Raw genomic sequence first — 17,347 nt, forward strand, 5'->3', positions numbered from 1 at the left:
ATGAAGTGTCCGCACAAAATCAATTGTCATTTAAAAAAGTGATAGGCGCATCAGTCAAAGACATGCGCAATTCTCTAGGCCAGGTTCAATATAAGCTCGATACTTTAATGGCCGAGCAAACCGACGCCAAGGAGCTTTCAGAGCTTTCTGATGCGCAGTATGAAATGGTACGCATGCAAAATGTGATCAATCAATTGCATGGTTTGTATTTACTTGAAAGTGATACGCTAACCGTTCAAATGCAAGAAACGTATGTTCTTGAACTTGTGGAAGATTCTTTAGCGGGGCTTGAAACATTGCTAAAGCATAAGCAAATAGAGGTAGAGTTGGATGCTGATGATATTAGTTGGTATGTAGACCCTCATTTAATTGCCAATGTTTTGCAGATTATCCTACTGAATGCGATACGCTACACTGAGAATAAAATTTCATTGGTGCTTAATCAAAGCGAAGATGGATTGCTGATTTCAGTAATCGACAATGGTAAAGGGTATCCGCAGTCTGTACTTGATAGTTTTCAGTCGTTGGTAGCAGGGGAGTCCGTTGCAAATGTATCCAGCCAAAACACTAGCTGGTTGTACTGTGAGAAAGTTGCGTTGCTGCATAAGAACAACGCTCTTCAAGGCCATACTCGATTAAGTAATGATTCTGACACTGGTGGTGGGCGCATCGACTTGTTGCTTCCATAGTCAAAGGCCTCGCTATAGTGAGGCTTGTTATTGTGGCAAGTATATGGCCAGCTTAGCGCCACCTAATGCTTCTGAGGATGCTTTACTAATAAATCCTTTGCGATCCTCAACACTATGGGCCTGTGCAGACAGATCAGCAAAATACAGACCTAACCCCGTATTGGTTTGAAACAGCAGTTCATCCTCTTCCTCTGCTGTTTGTGCGAAACCTTTGCCATCATCTTCGATTGCTATAACTAAGTAATCATTTTCAAGATACGCGCTAATTTGGATGGTAGTCTTAGCAAATCGTAAGGCGTTATAAACCCCAGTGCTGACAACCGAAGTCATAAGCCTTTCATCGAAGACAGCAGTCAAAGACTGATCGGCATTAAACTCCAATAAGAGGTTTTTCGCTGTAGCGGATGGGGTAAGAGCAAAGACCTGATCGTCTAAAAACTCCTCTAGAGCATGACAATCATAAAGAACTTCGTATCCATCTGACGCGAGACGGTATAAATAAAGGTATTCAACCCACTCGTCATTAAGCTGCTTCATGCCTTCTTCGACTTTACGTAAAGACTTTTGACCTTCTTGGTCTAGGTTTAGTCGTTTCAACGATTCAAGCTGATACAGGATTGTGCCAAGATGATTTTTACTTTCATGAATGGCGCTGGCTAAAATAGTGCTGATATCGATTTTATCCATAGAATTATGACTTCAAGCTTTTTAGGTGGTCAACGCGTTTTTGTGCAGTTGCACTTGGAGCAGATGCCTGACCTGCTTCAATCTCATGATTCCAAACTTCTTCTATTTGATTCATTGTTTTGTTATCCCCAAGAGCGGAGTAGAGTTCCATCTCAAGCAAATATGCCTCGGTGCGGACTTCTGGAGATTTGAAAAAATTCTGATGGACTTTGTTTAATGTTGTTTGAAAGTTATCAATTTGTCGGGAGGGGATGTCACCCTCACGTGCCAGAGCAACAATCGAGGCCATATGTTGAATGTACACCTCTGCGTCATTAAAGCAGGAGTGCTTCGCAAGAAATACGGCTCGTCGAAATGACATCTCTGCCATTAAATTATCGCGAACCTCAAGGCTCAGCTTACCTAGCTCTATTTGACGCATTAAATTCTTTGGCGAGCGCCCAACAGCATCGACTAATATAGCTTGCGCTTCTTCATGTTCGCCTTTCTTGACCAGTGTTTTTGCAAGCCAGTCGTAAGCACTTACAAAAAACTTGTTGTCTAACGTAAGTTGTCGAAATTTACTTTCAGCTTTATCTATATTACCAATAAAGTAATGGCATTTTGCTTCGCCAAATGCAGCCCAAGGCATGCGCGACTCTTTTCGGCAGGTTCTAAAAACGGTTAATGCTTCTTTATACCGCTCTAAGCTAATAAGCGAATCACCTACTATTCTGTTGCATCGACTTATTAACGCAGGGTGTTTTTCAGAAACAATTTTCGCTTCGTTTATTGCGGTTTCATAGTCACTCTTATCTAAGGCTTTGTTAACCTTTAAAAGCAGCTCTTTGTTCTCAAGAAGCTTTAATAGGCGCCGCTCTAGCATAGCTTGAGAGAAAGGCTTCGTGATGTAGCCATCAGGAGCATACTCAATGGCGCCCATAACCATCTCTGTAGATGTTTCAGCGGTCACCATCAAATAAGTAGAGGTATTAGGGATAAGATGCGAGTGACGGACTTCCTCAAGCAGTTGCTGACCGTCTTTACCGTTCCCTAAATTGTAATCAGAGAGAATCACGTCATAGGATCGACTGCGTAATAGCTCAATTGCACTTTCAGCTTTCATTGCTATTTCAATGGATTTAAAGCCAAAATCATTAAGCATTTTTTTCTGCATGATTCTAGCTTCAGCCATATCTTCTATCAGTAATGCTGTTTTATCTGAAAAGTTTGGCTTACTCATCCCGATTGAATCTCTCTGCTACTTATAAGAAGGACTTATTAGGGTTAGCAACTAGGTCATCAGAGAAGATTTCATCTTCATCGGAGGTCTGTTGCGGAATCGTGTAACTTTCGTTGGCCCATTCACCTAAGTCTATGAGTTTGCATCGCGAGCTGCAAAAGGGACGATCTTTGTTCTCAGTCGACCAAGGTGATTTTTTGCCACATGTTGGGCAAGCAATTAGTGTTTTTGTTTCCATTAAGTTCTTGTTAGTAATGTGATTAATTTATTGTGCAACATACTGACTTTAACACTCAAATCTGCGCTGTTACCAGTGTTTTCCAAGATAAAATCGGCTCTACTGCAACGATCTTCGTTGCTTAGCTGCGTATCTAAAATACGTTCAACTTGAGTTTTGCTGTTGTTGTCACGTGCTACGACCCTATCTAATTGTAGACTACGAGGGACATTCAGTGCGATGGTGTATTGGCAAAGGGTATGTTGGGATGTTTCAAATAGTAGAGGATGAACTAAGAGCGCGTAAGTGCCTTTCATTGAGTCAATGTAGTGAATTAGGCGCTTACGAATGGCTGGGTGTGTAATGGATTCTAACCAAATTCGTTCGTCGGGATTTTGAAATATGATATCGCGCAATGCACTACGATTTAGACTGCCGTCGTTGTGTAAAATTTGAGAACCAAAATGATCGTGTATCTGTTTTAGACAGTGCTCACCTGGTTTAACCACCTCCCTTGCTACGTTATCAGCATCGACAAACTCAATACCGAGCTCTGCAAATAGGAGAGCTGCAGTACTTTTGCCCGAGCCAATTCCACCAGTTAAGCCAATTAACGTTGTTTTCACAAAAAATATCCTAAATAAAAATAGCCAAGAGCTGCGGTAATTAAGTAAGGGCCAAATGGAATTTTGCTACTTAGACTTTTTCTCATGACTAACGCACTTATCAGTCCTAACACAGAAGCAAGTAGCAGAATGGGAGTAAAGGCTGAAAAACCGAGCCAATATACCAAAACGGCCAACAACTTGGCATCGCCTAAACCAATGGCTTCTACGTTTCGTAACTTTAAAAATACATAGCGCAGGGAAAAAATAAAAAAGTAGGCAAATAGAGCTGCACTGATGTTGGGCAATACTTCTGAGTGTTCTCTCAATTGAAAAAGGAGAGTGGCACAGCATAGAACAACAAAGCTGCACTCGTCAGGTAGCCAATAATCTTCAGCATCTATGATCAAAGCACAGATCAATGCACAGACTAATATCAAAGTGACGCCAAATTCAGTTGAAATTGGGTACATCCAATACAAAGGCAATAGTAATGCGGCCGTAGACAATTCTATTAGGGGGTAACGAATTGAGATGTTTTGCTGGCAATGGCTACAGCGCCCGCGAAGTAATGCATAGCTAAGCAGTGGAATTAAATGGATACATTTAATTTTTCGCTTACATTTAGAGCAAATAGAGCGGCCTTGACTGAATTTCAAAGGGTCAGGTTCATAGTAGGGAAGCTCAAGAAACTCGTGGGCTTCTTTTCTCCACTCTGCCGCTGCGCGGCGTTGCCAGCGATATGTTAAAGCAGACAATGTGCTGCCTATGCAAAGAATCATTACGATATACAGCAATAAATTAATATCAAAAGCCAAGGGTATTAACATCCATTAAAGGGGCGTAAAGGGCAATTAGCGTATGGGTAACGAATATCGCAGCGATCACTATACCTAAGATTGGAAATGCTTGGGAGAGACGTTTGAGAATTGATTCATTGCGATCTTTCCAAGATCGAATCGCTTTCTCAATCGGTGTATAAAGATCGCCGCTACTTGCGAGCTGTTTTAACTGTAGTAAATCTGTTTTCATAAACCAACAGCTTGGTAAGGCTTCATCCGCTGCGGCCCCTGAACGAAGCAGCAGCATGCACCTGTATAGCTGCAGTTGGTCTTTCCCAACACTTCCACTGCACAGCTTCGAAATGGCATTTTGCAAGGGTTCACCGCTTTTTAGTAAAGCAAGTAACATGGTTAAGGTATTGTACTTTCGAAAGCTGGCGATATGTTTGCATAAAAAAGGATAAGCGTAACCAAATCCGATCCAGTAATAAAATACTAATATCGTACACGTTATACCAGCCCAAACAGTTGATATCTGAATAATAGATTCATGGGTCAATAGTTTATTGACCACCGCTAAAATCAGTGCTGCTTGGATAATGGCTGCTGGGTAGTTAAGTGATTTCAGTAATTTTTGGCTCAGTAGGATTTGGTTCGTTAAAACCTCTCGACTAACAATAAGTGCGGCCAATTTGCTTTCTTCCGTCCCTTCATTAGGGATATGGGCTGCAATCAGTCGTATACTTTTAGGCAGAAAAAAACTAAGGGCGATAGAGACACTTTCCCCCTGTTGAAGCAAGCTTCTGATCGCAGTAATCTGTTGCTGCGAAGTTGCATTAAAGTGAGACTGCTCTTGAGTCATTAAGGCGCTTTGAAGGCTGTGACCATTCTCACATAAGCGGATGACTTGATTTAACCAATGCAGACAAGATGATGCTTTAAAGGGTCTAAGATTGATTTCTCTAATAGCTTTGGTAGAGATTTGGTTAACAACGGCAAATTCGTAAGCTTCGGATTTATACTGGAACGGTAAAATACATTGTTCAGAAATGAAGAACCATTTCATGGTGCGTTACCCTCTAAATGTTCCCATAGAGTTGGTTGCTCTATAAGTGCTTCGTAACATGTGGGAAGCCGTTCATCCCACCGAGGTTGTAAGCAGTTAAAAATAGGCATTTGTTGTCCATGTATGTACTGCATAGATTGATGAATGACGAGTTTCAAGGTGCTAACCAAAGCAAAAAAATCTACATTCCAGTTTTTACAGCGATGGACTATATTGAGGGCGCTGTTGGTGTGCAGTGTTGCCATAACAAGATGACCTGTTAAGGCGGCGGAAATGGCTAAGTCCGCTGTTTTTGCGTCCCGTATTTCTCCGACCATAATAACGTCGGGATCTTGTCGCATGAAGGCTTTTAGCAAATCATGCGTGCTGATATTTAAAGACGGATCAGGCTCAAATTGATACAAAGAAGCCATTGGTTGTTCTACTGGGTCTTCTATTGTGTATATCGTGCGTGAACCATCATTTATATAACTAAGGCAGGAATACAAAGTGGTTGTTTTACCGGACCCTGTGGCACCACACACAAGTATCAAACCATAGGGTTGAGTAATGTTCTGCTTCAAGGCACTTAGAGAGTGCGGATTCATTCCAAGCGTATCAAGGGAGCGGTTGACAAACGGCGTTAGGATTCTTAGCGCAAACTTTTCACCATGCTCGGAATTCATAATGCTGACACGGATGCAGTATTCATTACTTTGGTAAAGGTGATTAAATTGACCTTCTTGGACTCGCCTGGTTTCTGCAATATTTAGTTCGGCTGCAATCTTGATCCTATTGGCAAGTGACGCACCATTAATGAATGACTCCATTTCGCTTAATAAGCCAAAGCAACGCCACCGAATGCAGGCAACGCCATCTTGGATTAATACATGTACGTCCGAAGCTTGTTTCTCTATAGAGATAGACATTAAGTGATCTAAATTCATTGTTAGTCCCTAATCTTGAGAGAAGGCGTTGCATTGGCTGGGGATCAAGCTATCAGTGAGTGTGGAGTCGCATAACCACTGACCAGTATTGGCGCGAGAAAATCGAATGAACTGGTTTTCTTGTATGCCAATATCGTCATTTAGGCTGATGGTTATCGTGCCTTGTAAATTATCGACTTTAGTCAGGGATACACTTTTTATCAGCTCAACTGACGAGTGATCAGGTTTGAATGTGTTAAATGTAGAAGTATCAGGAAATTCAGAATGGACCAGTAAGTGTTCATCCACACTGCTGGTGACAGTATTGCCGTAAAGCTGAACATCAACTAAGTTGGCTTTAGCAATATGTTTTTCAAAAGAAGGGGCGGCGAACGAAGCCAAAATCGAAATGATCGCGATCACGACCATAAGTTCAATTAATGTAAATCCAGATCGATAAGTGTGTGCGTTTTGCATCATAAGTTCCTCCATGAACAATAATGGTTTTGTTCACTTACATCCTGTAAGTGGTTGTTGGTTTTGTTTTTTAAGCGACTAAATCAATGTTCGAGCCTGATGTATTAACCTCCTTTGTAGCATTATAGGCGGATGCGAGTGTTGATCGATTAAATGCTGAAGCATTATTGTTACTAGCATCGACATCGTCACCACGCGCTTCTTTCGAAAGATCGGCCGTGGCTTCAGACATTTGCTGTTGTGCTTCATTTGCGACAGAGCGGTCCGCACTTGAAGGTTCAGCTGGCGCTAATGCGGCGCGATATACTTGACGCATTTTATCAATGGTAGCTTGCGGGTCATTTGCTATTGGACTTACGTCAATAGAAACTTCACCATCCGTTATATAGCGTTTCCCGTCAGGGCCTTGTTCATAACTGTATGAAGGGCTACCAGCGTATTGTCCACCAGTTGATGCATGAGCTTGCTCATGGATACGGACTTCTTCATCACGAGCTTTCAGGCGATCAACTTCTTGTTGCTCTTCCTCTGTTAAAGTTTCATCTGACTTTTCGTCTGCAGGTGTATCAGTATTGTCAGAATCGTCTTTTGATTGAGTTTCATCAGCAGCGGATGACGATGATTGGTCTTCTTGGTCTTGAGCAAAAAGCGCTTGCGCATCTTCTGAAACATTAACGGTGTAATCAGAATTCGCACGAACGAGCGAAGCGGATTCCGGAGAACGTTCAGTAGGCACAGTGGAGGCGTAAACATTGCCACTCGAATTCGAGCGATCTGAAGTGAAGCGTTGAGCCTCAATTGAGTGTTGAATGCTGCCAGACATGATAAGACCATTTGAGTAGTACTTTAAATTTAATCAAACAGCCTTATTTTGTCTAGATTCTGATCAATAAAAACCGATTAATTTTGTTTTTGACCTGCTTGAATCGCGGTAATCGCAATGGTGTAGACAATGTCATCTACTAGCGCACCACGAGAAAGGTCATTAACCGGCTTTCTAATTCCTTGTAGCATCGGCCCAATACTGACCACTTCAGCACTTCGTTGAACCGCTTTATAGGTTGTGTTGCCGGTGTTCAAGTCTGGAAAGATAAAGACGGTGGCTTTACCTGCCACTTTACTATTTGGCGCTTTTTGGCTGGCCACTTTCTCCATGATCGCGGCATCATACTGAAGGGGGCCATCAATCAAAATATCAGGGCGACGTTCTTGGGCAATACGAGTGGCTTCACGAACTTTGTCAACATCATTCCCGGAACCCGAGCCGCCAGTACTATAACTGATCATTGCCACCCGTGGTGTGATACCAAATGCTTTAGCGGACATGGCACTTTCAATCGCGATTTCTGCTAGCTGTTCCGCACTCGGATCAGGGTTTATCGCACAGTCACCGTAGACAAGCACTTGGTCTGGCAAGCACATAAAGAAAACAGAAGAGACGAGACTGGAGTCTGGCGACGTTTTAATCAATTGCAGTGACGGGCGAATTGTATTTGCCGTTGTATGCACCGCACCGGATACCAGCCCATCTACATCATCCTGCTGCAGCATCATGGTGCCTAGCACTACATTGTCTTCCAGTTGCTCGCGAGCCACGATATCTGTTAAACCACGATGTTTGCGAATGGCGACCATAGGTACGACATAATGGTCACGTATCGTATCTGGATCAATGATTTCAACACCAAAATTAAGGTCAATACCATTGTTTTGAGCAATGCGTTGAATTTCATCCGGATTGCCCAGCAAAGTGCAGCGCGCGATTCCACGTTCAGCACATATAGAGGCGGCTTGAATCGTGCGGATTTCTTCGCCTTCGGGTAAGATAATGCGTTTATTTAACGCTCGAGCTTGCTCGATTAAACGGTAGCGGAAAGCAGGAGGAGAAAGTTTGCGCTCTTCGTCATTCAGGGCAAAGGTATTGATCCAGTCATGATCAATACAACGAGCGATGTGCTCTTTTACTGTTAAAATGCGCTCTTTATCATCCAAAGGGATCTCTTGATTAAAGGATTGCATCTTAATCGCCGTTTCCCAACTGTTGCTGTCCACTGACAGTATAGGTAACCCTTTCGCCATTGCTTTACCGCAAAGCGCCATCAGTGCATCACTGGGTTGATAGCCGCCGGTGAGAACCAATGCAGCGATTTTTGTGTCATTCAGCGCTGCGATCGCTGTAGCCATAATGACATCAGTTCTGTCGCCAGGTGTAAAAACCAAAACGCCAGGGCGAAGCGCTTCTAGCATGTTTTCAACGCCACGAGCACATAAGGTGTATGAGTGAATACGGCGAGACTCCATTTCACCCGCGTTGATAACACTGGCGGTCAAAAAGTCAGCCACATCTTTTACGCGGGGTAATGTTAGCTCTTCCGAAATAGGGATTTGACCCAGCAAACTAAAATTGCGCTTGAAAATAGGGCGTTTAGCGAACGAGTCGCCATACGATTTCATGCCTAAAGATCCGGGTTGGGTTTTATTTAGGATGCAGCCGATGACGTCATCGGCTTTGATGCCGCCATATGAGCCGGCCGCAATCTCAACGTGGTGTTCGAGTTCCGTGACGCGCATCTCATTTGGCGCTGTCACCAAGACTATACCAGCGTCAAGAGTACGAGCGATGGCTTTGTTTAAACGTGTTGCATAAGGATGACCTGGAATTTGAGCTAGCCCCTCTACAATCACTGTTGAGTCAGGTTCAATGCTCGCTTGGAATCGGCCGACTACCTCTTCCATTAGCTCATCGATTGCGTCGTTATATAAGTATCGTTCCGCTTCATAGAGAGGGATCGGGTCAGCAGGTCGCAATGAAGATCCTTGTGCGACCATGGCTGTTGATCGATCTGGGCCGTTGTCACCGGGGTGTGGCTGAGCGATTGGTTTAAAAAAGCTGGCCTTTAGTCCTTGTTGTTCTAGTGCTCGGACGAGTCCAACGGATACGGATGTTAGACCGACGCCTGGGCCAGTAGGTACAGTCATTAAAACATTGGTAGACATGAGTACGTTTTCCTTTTCGGCGTTATTCAGGGGCTGTGTCGGCAATCAAAGATAAAGTGTCTTGCGCAATGAGTAGCTCCTCATTGGTAGGAATGACCCATATACTTGTATTGGAACGATTGTCGCTAATCATCGATACTTCACCGCGTGGACTTATTTGGTTCGCGTGTAAATCTAGCCAAACCCCCATCATAGCTAATCGTCGGCAAATCTTTTCGCGTATTACTGGAGAGTTTTCTCCGATACCGCCCGTGAAAACGATATGGTCAACAGACTCAAGATTGGTGGCGACGGAGGCTAAGTGTTTCGCTGCTCTTGACGCAAACATGTTTAGAGCTAATTCCGCTCGATCATCTCCTGCTGCTTGAGCTGTCTCAATTGAACGGCAATCATTTGAAATCTCAGAAATGCCCTTCAGGCCACTTTCTTTGTTTAAAATATCCAGCGCATCCTTCATGGATATGTTTTCAGCATCACTAATAAATGCTAATAAGCTGGGGTCTAGGCTGCCACTTCGGGTGCCCATCATAAGGCCTTCCAAAGGCGTAATCCCCATGCTTGTGTCAACTGATTTACCTGCTTTGATCGCGCAGACACTGGCACCATTGCCAAGATGCGCAACCAGCGTATTTTGCGACGCAAAATCCAGGCCAAGAGTTGCTAGTTTTTGTGCTATATAACGGTAGCTGGTGCCATGGAAGCCATATTTCCTAAAGTTGTGCTCACGGTATAGGCGCATTGGAATAGGGTATAAATACTGATCAGCATCCAGTGTTTGGTGAAAGGCCGTATCGAACACAGCCACATGAGGAAGATCGCCGAAGAGTGCTTGTGCGACTTCGATTCCCTTGGTATGAGCAGGGTTATGCAACGGAGCGAAGCGAGCACAGTCTATAATGCCCTCTAATACAGTAGGATTGATAACAACAGATTGGCTGAAGGTTTCACCGCCATGAACAACACGATGACCAATGCCTACTAAATTGATAGGTAAAGTGCTGTTCGAATTAATCCAGTGTTTGATAGCGGTGACTGCGCCTCGATGATCATTGTCATGTAGCGGCTGCACCGTTTTATTACCTGCATATTTAAAAGTGATCGCGCTGTGCTCTGACCCTAGGCGCTCGGCAATACCTTCTAAAATAGGCGGGTTATCAGTGCCGTCCATTATGGCGAATTTAAGAGAGGAACTGCCGCAATTGACGACTAATATTTGTGGCATGCTTAAATGTTTTCCTCAATAACTCGAAGGGATAAATCAATGGCTTGAATATGCTTGGTAAGCGCACCCACTGAAATATAGTCGACGCCAGTCTGTGAGACATCTTTTATGTGTTGATCAGTCATGTTGCCAGATGCTTCAAACTTCACTTTAGGTGAGTAAGTGTCTACGGCTGTTCTCATGTCCTGTAAAGAGAAGTTGTCTAGCATGATGATGTCGGCCCCAGCGATTACGGCTTGCTCAACTTCCTGAAGATTTTCTGTTTCAACCTCAATCGGTTTGCCAGGTGCAACTTGCTTGGCTTGTTCAACTGCGGCCGTAATAGAGCCAGCGGCCATGATATGATTTTCCTTAATCAAGAAAGCATCATATAAGCCAACCCGATGATTAGATGAGCCTCCTACAGCAATGGCGTATTTTTGTGCTAATCGAAAACTAGGGATCGTTTTACGGGTATCAAGGATTGTCAATGGCTGGTTTTCTACTAACTGCGCATAGCGACGAGAGACTGTGGCGGTATAAGACAGCATTTGAATGTAATTAAGGGCTGTGCGTTCACCGGTTAAGATACTTCGCGCATTGCCTTTCAACTTAAGGAAGGCTTGATTGGGTTCTAGGTCAGCGCCTTCTTCTGCCAACCATTGGACTTCAACACTGGGGTCAAGTTGTTCAAAGACTTCATTTGCCCAAGCTTGGCCACAAAGTACAGCCGGCTCACGTGTAAGCACTTGCGCGACTAAAGTGTTTGTTTCAGGAATGAGTTGTGCTGTGATATCGCCTGAGCCAATGTCTTCCTCTAAAGCGATTTTTACGTGTTGTTGGATATGTTTTTTAAGTTGCTCTGAAAGGGGTGTCATTTCAATGTCCAGTTAGTGCGCTTGTAATTTTGATACGATTGTAACGAGTATCAAGGCTTTAGTCAGTTTAGAAATAGGTTTTGTAACATTTGTTAAAAGATGAAGTGATACCAATCATAATAAATATTGTTTATGGTTGGTATTTGCAGCGTAAATAGTCCTCTGTGTGGCTCTTAAATACTTGTTGTTGTTGCTGTGAATGCCTCTTTTTTGTACAAAAAACAATCACTTTGATAGGTCGTGCAAGGGGATATGGACGGTATCTTTACATCAGTATCTATTCCTTGGTGGCATTAGATGATAATCTTACCTTCGATTTTTGTACCAACTCACGGGAATAACGGCCACTGCGACGCAGGCTTAGGCATGCAGATCGGGCAATGGAAGCAGGTAACTTCAGTATTCATCAGCTTTGCTGAAGCTGTTAAAGTGGCATCAGTTAACGCCAAGTTTGATCCTCTGCATTACACAACAGTATGCAGAAATTGAACTCGGCAAAAGGTTTGTTAATCAAACTTTACATACGGAAATAGACTAACTCAAGATGATGAGTGGTCGATATGATTGCGACAGACATCTAACTAGAATAAAAAAGTTTGTTCACGATCAAGCGTATATTTAATAGAGCACCATAGATTAGGTTAGCTCTATCAAATGTAAGTATCGGCTGGGCTCGCGTAGTATGCGAGTTCGAAATGTCTGTTTAAACTGCTCTTAGGCTACTAAACAACCAAATGTGCCTAAGGGTTTGAGATCTGTTCTAATAGCGGGGGTTATAAACACTATGACGGAGCAGCATATCCTTGAAGATATCGATCCAACTGAAACAAAAGAGTGGGTCGATGCTCTCGAGTCTGTCCTTCGAGAAGAAGGTCCTGAACGTGCCCAGTATATTCTGGATCGCTTAAGTAAAGAAGCTGTTAAATCGGGCACTCCAATGCCTGCTTCAATTACTACGCCTTACCGTAATACTATTGCGCCACAAAACGAGAAACCTTTACCTGGTGACTTGTTCATGGAACGTCGCATTCGTTCTATTATTCGCTGGAACGCATTGGCGATGGTAATGAAAGCTAACCGAGTAGATTCTACTTTGGGTGGCCACATTACAAGTTTCTCTTCTGCAGCCACTTTGTACGACATCGCGTTCAACCATTTCTTCCGCGGCGCCAGTGAAACCCAAGAAGCCGACATGGTGTTTTTCCAAGGCCATATTTCGCCTGGTATTTATGCTCGTTCGTTTATTGAAGGTCGCTTGACTGAAGATCAAATGAACAACTTCCGCCGTGAGGTGGATGGCAAAGGGCTTTCTTCATACCCACACCCTTGGCTGATGCCTGACTACTGGCAGTTCCCAACGGTTTCAATGGGTCTAGGCCCACTACAAGCTATTTATCAAGCTCACGTAATGAAATACCAGAATAGCCGTGGTCTAGTGAACCAAGGTGATCGTAAGGTATGGGCATTCTTAGGTGATGGTGAGTGTGATGAGCCAGAATCATTAGGTGCGATTGCTCTTGCGGGACGTGAAAAACTTGATAACTTAATTTTTGTTATCAACTGTAACCTCCAGCGTCTTGATGGTCCTGTTCGCGGTAACAGCAAGATTGTTCAAGAGCTTGAAGGTGTGTTCCGTGGTGCTGGCTGGAATGTCGTCAAATGTCTATGGGGTCGCCATTGGGACCCACTATTTGAAAAAGATGATAAAGGTCTGCTTCAAAAACGTATGGACGAAGTGTGTGACGGCGAACTGCAGAACTACAAAGCTAATGGCGGCGCCTACACTCGTGAGCATTTCTTCGGTAAATACCCAGAACTGTTAGAGATGGTTAAAGATTTGTCTGACGATGACATTATGAATCTTAACCGTGGTGGTCATGACCCATACAAAGTTTATGCTGCTTATGCCGAAGCGACCTCTACTAAAGGTAAGCCAACGGTTATCCTTGCTCAAACCGTTAAAGGTTACGGTATGTTTAAGGCTGCCGAAGCACAGAATACTGCCCACCAAACTAAGAAACTGGATGAAGTGTCACTGGCTCTTTTCCGTGACAAGTTTGGTATTCCGATTAGTGATGAAGAGTTAAAAGACCTTCCTTATTACCGTCCTGCTGAAGACAGCCCTGAAATGAAGTACTTGCGTGCACGTCGTAAGGAACTGCATGGTGACTTCCCAGTTCGTCGTAAAGATTGTGAAGCACTTGACGTACCAACATTGGAAGACTTTAAAGCGCAGCTGAAAGGCTCAAATGGTCGTGAGATTTCTTCGACCATGGCGTTTGTCCGTTGTTTGAATACCATGGTTAAGCACAAAGGCATTGGCAAACGTGTTGTGCCAATTGTTGCCGATGAAGCGCGTACTTTTGGTATGGAAGGTATGTTCCGTCAGCTCGGTATTTACTCATCTGAAGGTCAGCGCTACACGCCGCATGACCATGAACAAGTCATGTTCTATAAAGAGAGTGAAAACGGACAGATTCTTCAAGAAGGCATTAATGAGCCTGGAGCGATGTCTGCTTGGCTAGCTTTGGCTACGTCTTACAGCAACAGTAATTTCCCAATGATTCCTGTTTACATCTACTACTCAATGTTTGGTTTCCAACGTGTTGGTGACTTGGCGTGGGCGGCAGGTGACTCTCAGGCGCGTGGATTCTTGCTGGGCGCTACTGCTGGTCGTACGACACTAAACGGTGAAGGTCTGCAGCATGAAGATGGTCATTCTCATATCCTTGCTAGTACGATTCCGAACTGTGTGTCATACGATCCAACCTACTCATACGAAGTTGCGGTCATTGTCCAAGACGGTATTCGTCGTATGTATCAGGAACGTGAAAGTGTTTTCTATTACCTAACCGTAATGAACGAAAACTACGAGCATCCTGATATGCCAGAAGGTGTCGAAGATGGCATTCTTAAAGGTATGTACAAGCTTAATTCTGTTACGAAGAAGGGCAATAAAGAGACGGTTCAGCTTCTAGGTGCTGGTGTAATTCTACGTGAAGTAGAAGCTGCAGCAGAGATCCTAAGTGAAGAGTTTGGCGTCAACTCTGATGTATGGAGTGTGACCTCTTTCAACGAATTGCGTCGTGAAGGTTTAGACGCGACACGTTGGAATATGCTTCACCCAACAGAAGACGCTCGTCTTTCTTATGTTGAACAGTGCTTAGGTGATAAGGGTCCTGTGATTGCGTCAACGGACCACATCAAACTTTATGCCGACCAAATTCGTCCATTTGTAAATGGAACCTACAATGTTCTTGGTACTGATGGCTTTGGTCGAAGCGACACCCGTGCCAAACTACGTCACTTCTTCGAAGTGAACCGTTACTGGGTAGTGGTTTCTGCGTTGAGTGCTTTAGCGAAAGACGGCAAAGTGAAAGCTGAAGTCGTGGCTGAAGCAATCAGCAAATTTGACTTGGATCCTAACAAGCCAAACCCAGTTACCTGCTAATTTAGCGGATTAATCGGGACTGAGTCGATCTAAGTTCGGCTCAGTGAGTTAAAGTTTGATGCGTCTATACGACAAAGGAGATTTCCGTGAGTACTGAAATTATTCGAGTACCGGATATTGGTGGCGCGACTGACGTCGATGTAATCGAAGTTAGCGTGCAAGTTGGCGACATTATTGAAGTTGACCAATCAATTATTGTTTTAGAGACAGATAAAGCGTCTATGGACGTACCGTCTCCAATGGCAGGTAAGGTAACAGCGATCTCTGTTAAAGAGGGCGATACTGTTTCTGAAGGCAGCGAAGTTTTAACGATTGAAGTTGAAGGCGCTAGTGCAACAGAAGAGCCTGTCGAAGAAACAAAAGAAGAAACACCGGCACCAGCGGCTGAAAAATCAGCTCCGTCAGCAGCCCCTGCTTCAGCGGCTTCTGAACAAACTGTTTCTGTGCCAGATATTGGTGGCGCAACAGGTGTTGACGTTATCGAAGTGTGCGTTGCAGAAGGTGACGACGTTCAAGAGGGTGATTCTATTATCGTTCTTGAAACGGACAAAGCTTCTATGGATATTCCAGCACCTGCAAGCGGTAAAGTCGCTAAGCTTCTTATCAAAGAAGGTGACACCGTTTCTGAGGGTGATGAAATTCTAGTGCTTATGGCTGAAGGTTCTGCTGCAGCTGATGAGCCTGTGGCGAAAGCGGAGTCAGAACCTCAACAAGCACCAGCTGAAGAGGCGCCAGCCAAAGAAGCTGAGCCACAACCTGCTCAAACAGGCGGTGTTGAGTCTGTCAATGTGCCGGACATTGGTGGTGCAACAGACGTTGATGTTATTGAAGTAAGCGTTGCGGCGGGTGATAAAGTTGAAGAGGGCGATTCAATCATCGTTCTTGAGACGGATAAAGCGTCAATGGATATTCCTTCTCCTAAATCAGGCACAGTTAAGTCTGTATCGATTAAAGAAGGAGATAAAGTATCTGAAGGGGCTTTGATTCTTGAGCTTGAAGTAGAAGGTGCAGCAGCGCCTGCACCGGCTGAAAAACAAGAAGCACCAAAAGCCTCAGCTCCTGCAGCGCCTAAGCAAGAAGCGCCAAAAGCGGCGGCTCCTGCTGATCAGGGTGCGGTATTGTCTTCGCCTAACAAGAAGGTTCACGCTGGACCTGCTGTGCGCCTTTTGGCTCGTGAATTAGGTGTGGATCTGTCTCTTGTTCGTGCTACTGGTCCTCGTGGCCGTATCACAAAAGAAGACTTGCATGCTTATGTTAAAGCAGCAGTTCAAAAAGCGTCTTCTGCACCTGCTGCATCAGCAGCCGTTGAAGGTGCGGGTATTCCTCGCGTACCTGAAATTGATTTTGGTCAGTTTGGTGAAGTTGAAGTAGTGAAACTGAGCAAGATTCAGAAGCTTACGTCATTCAATATGACGCGCTCTTGGCTGAATGTTCCTCATGTAACACAGTTCGATAAAGCGGATATCACGGATCTAGAAGAATTCCGCAAGAGCTTAAAACCTGAAATGGAAAAACAAGGTGTTAAATTGACGCCACTTCCATTCATGATTAAAGCGGTTGCGCAAGCGTTGGTTAAAAATCCTGCATTCAACGTATCTCTTCATGCTGATGGCGAAAGCGTCGTGCAGAAGAAATATGTGCACATTGGTATTGCAGTAGATTCTCCAGTGGGTCTTGTGGTTCCTGTGCTGCGTGATGTTGACAAGAAGTCTGTTGTTCAAATTGCAGCTGAGGCTGGCGAGTTGATCAAGAAAGCGCTTGGAAAACAATTGAAACCTGCTGACATGCAAGGCGGCTGTTTCACTATCTCTAGTCTTGGTGCTATGGGTGGAACAGGCTTTACACCAATCGTTAACACGCCTGAAGTGGGCATTCTTGGTGTATCTAAAGCAGATGTTGAGCCTCGTTGGAACGGTAATGAGTTTGAGCCACGTACAATGCTGCCATTGTGCTTGTCTTACGACCACCGTGCTGTCAACGGAGCGGATGCGGGTCGCTTTATGACGTATCTAAATGCATTGCTAAGCGATGTGCGTCGTTTAACGCTATAGTAATAGGGCGATTAAATGATGTCCAAAAGGCAGCCGAAGGCTTAATGCTGTTCACTTAAGGATTGCATTAAGTTAAATAGCCCAAGAAAATCCGATTAAGCATTCTTAATCGGATTTTT

The 17,347-nt window shown here is 44.1% G+C and carries 15 protein-coding genes; 3 read left to right on the top strand and 12 right to left on the bottom strand.

The genetic code is table 11. The features are described from left to right. Positions 1-5: 5 nt before the first annotated feature. On the top strand, positions 6-689 hold the full coding sequence (locus AYW76_RS09080; protein ID WP_067218776.1) for an ATP-binding protein: 684 nt from the start codon (positions 6-8) through the stop codon (positions 687-689). 27 nt (positions 690-716) lie between these two features. Here the strand turns inward: AYW76_RS09080 and AYW76_RS09085 are convergent, their stop codons facing one another. From AYW76_RS09085 to nadC, 12 genes are all read right to left on the bottom strand, one after another. Then, positions 717-1,376: a sensor histidine kinase gene (locus AYW76_RS09085; RefSeq protein ID WP_067218780.1), complete on the bottom strand. Its 660-nt coding sequence runs from the start codon at positions 1,374-1,376 to the stop codon at positions 717-719. Positions 1,377-1,380: 4 nt separating this feature from the next. Then, positions 1,381-2,598 carry a response regulator gene (locus tag AYW76_RS09090; protein ID WP_067218783.1) on the bottom strand — a complete coding sequence of 406 codons (1,218 nt, stop codon included), beginning with the start codon at positions 2,596-2,598 and terminating at the stop codon, positions 1,381-1,383. Between the two features lie 22 nt (positions 2,599-2,620). After that, positions 2,621-2,836, bottom strand: coding sequence for a DNA gyrase inhibitor YacG (gene yacG / locus AYW76_RS09095; RefSeq protein WP_067038238.1), 216 nt, complete (start codon positions 2,834-2,836; stop codon positions 2,621-2,623). Continuing rightward, positions 2,836-3,441 (bottom strand): dephospho-CoA kinase, encoded by a 606-nt coding sequence (coaE, locus tag AYW76_RS09100; protein WP_067218786.1) that lies wholly within the window; start codon positions 3,439-3,441, stop codon positions 2,836-2,838. Before coaE ends, yacG begins: the two co-directional genes overlap by 1 nt. Continuing rightward, positions 3,438-4,250 carry a prepilin peptidase gene (locus AYW76_RS09105; protein ID WP_082866173.1) on the bottom strand — a complete coding sequence of 271 codons (813 nt, stop codon included), beginning with the start codon at positions 4,248-4,250 and terminating at the stop codon, positions 3,438-3,440. The genes coaE and AYW76_RS09105 overlap by 4 nt, the downstream gene beginning before the upstream one ends. Beyond that, a complete protein-coding gene (locus AYW76_RS09110; protein WP_067218792.1) occupies positions 4,228-5,268 on the bottom strand; it encodes a type II secretion system F family protein in 1,041 nt (346 codons plus the stop codon). Before AYW76_RS09110 ends, AYW76_RS09105 begins: the two co-directional genes overlap by 23 nt. Next, a complete protein-coding gene (locus tag AYW76_RS09115) occupies positions 5,265-6,194 on the bottom strand; it encodes a GspE/PulE family protein (protein ID WP_067218795.1) in 930 nt (309 codons plus the stop codon). The genes AYW76_RS09110 and AYW76_RS09115 overlap by 4 nt, the downstream gene beginning before the upstream one ends. 9 nt (positions 6,195-6,203) lie before the next feature. Beyond that, positions 6,204-6,653, bottom strand: coding sequence for a pilin (locus tag AYW76_RS09120; protein ID WP_197467795.1), 450 nt, complete (start codon positions 6,651-6,653; stop codon positions 6,204-6,206). Positions 6,654-6,720: 67 nt separating this feature from the next. Next, positions 6,721-7,473 (bottom strand): putative metalloprotease CJM1_0395 family protein, encoded by a 753-nt coding sequence (locus AYW76_RS09125; protein ID WP_067218798.1) that lies wholly within the window; start codon positions 7,471-7,473, stop codon positions 6,721-6,723. Between the two features lie 77 nt (positions 7,474-7,550). Then, positions 7,551-9,647, bottom strand: coding sequence for a phosphate acetyltransferase (gene pta, locus AYW76_RS09130; protein WP_067218801.1), 2,097 nt, complete (start codon positions 9,645-9,647; stop codon positions 7,551-7,553). A gap of 22 nt (positions 9,648-9,669) precedes the next feature. After that, positions 9,670-10,869, bottom strand: coding sequence for an acetate/propionate family kinase (locus AYW76_RS09135; protein ID WP_067218804.1), 1,200 nt, complete (start codon positions 10,867-10,869; stop codon positions 9,670-9,672). Between the two features lie 2 nt (positions 10,870-10,871). Next, positions 10,872-11,726, bottom strand: coding sequence for a carboxylating nicotinate-nucleotide diphosphorylase (gene nadC, locus AYW76_RS09140; protein WP_067218807.1), 855 nt, complete (start codon positions 11,724-11,726; stop codon positions 10,872-10,874). Between the two features lie 784 nt (positions 11,727-12,510). Between nadC and aceE the strand changes: the two genes are divergently transcribed. Next, positions 12,511-15,177 (top strand): pyruvate dehydrogenase (acetyl-transferring), homodimeric type, encoded by a 2,667-nt coding sequence (gene aceE / locus AYW76_RS09150; protein WP_067038228.1) that lies wholly within the window; start codon positions 12,511-12,513, stop codon positions 15,175-15,177. Positions 15,178-15,263: 86 nt separating this feature from the next. Next, on the top strand, positions 15,264-17,228 hold the full coding sequence (gene aceF / locus AYW76_RS09155; RefSeq protein WP_067218814.1) for a dihydrolipoyllysine-residue acetyltransferase: 1,965 nt from the start codon (positions 15,264-15,266) through the stop codon (positions 17,226-17,228). The last annotated feature ends 119 nt before the right edge of the window (positions 17,229-17,347 follow it).

Source organism: Marinomonas gallaica (assembly GCF_001639745.1).
Taxonomy (GTDB): domain Bacteria; phylum Pseudomonadota; class Gammaproteobacteria; order Pseudomonadales; family Marinomonadaceae; genus Marinomonas; species Marinomonas gallaica.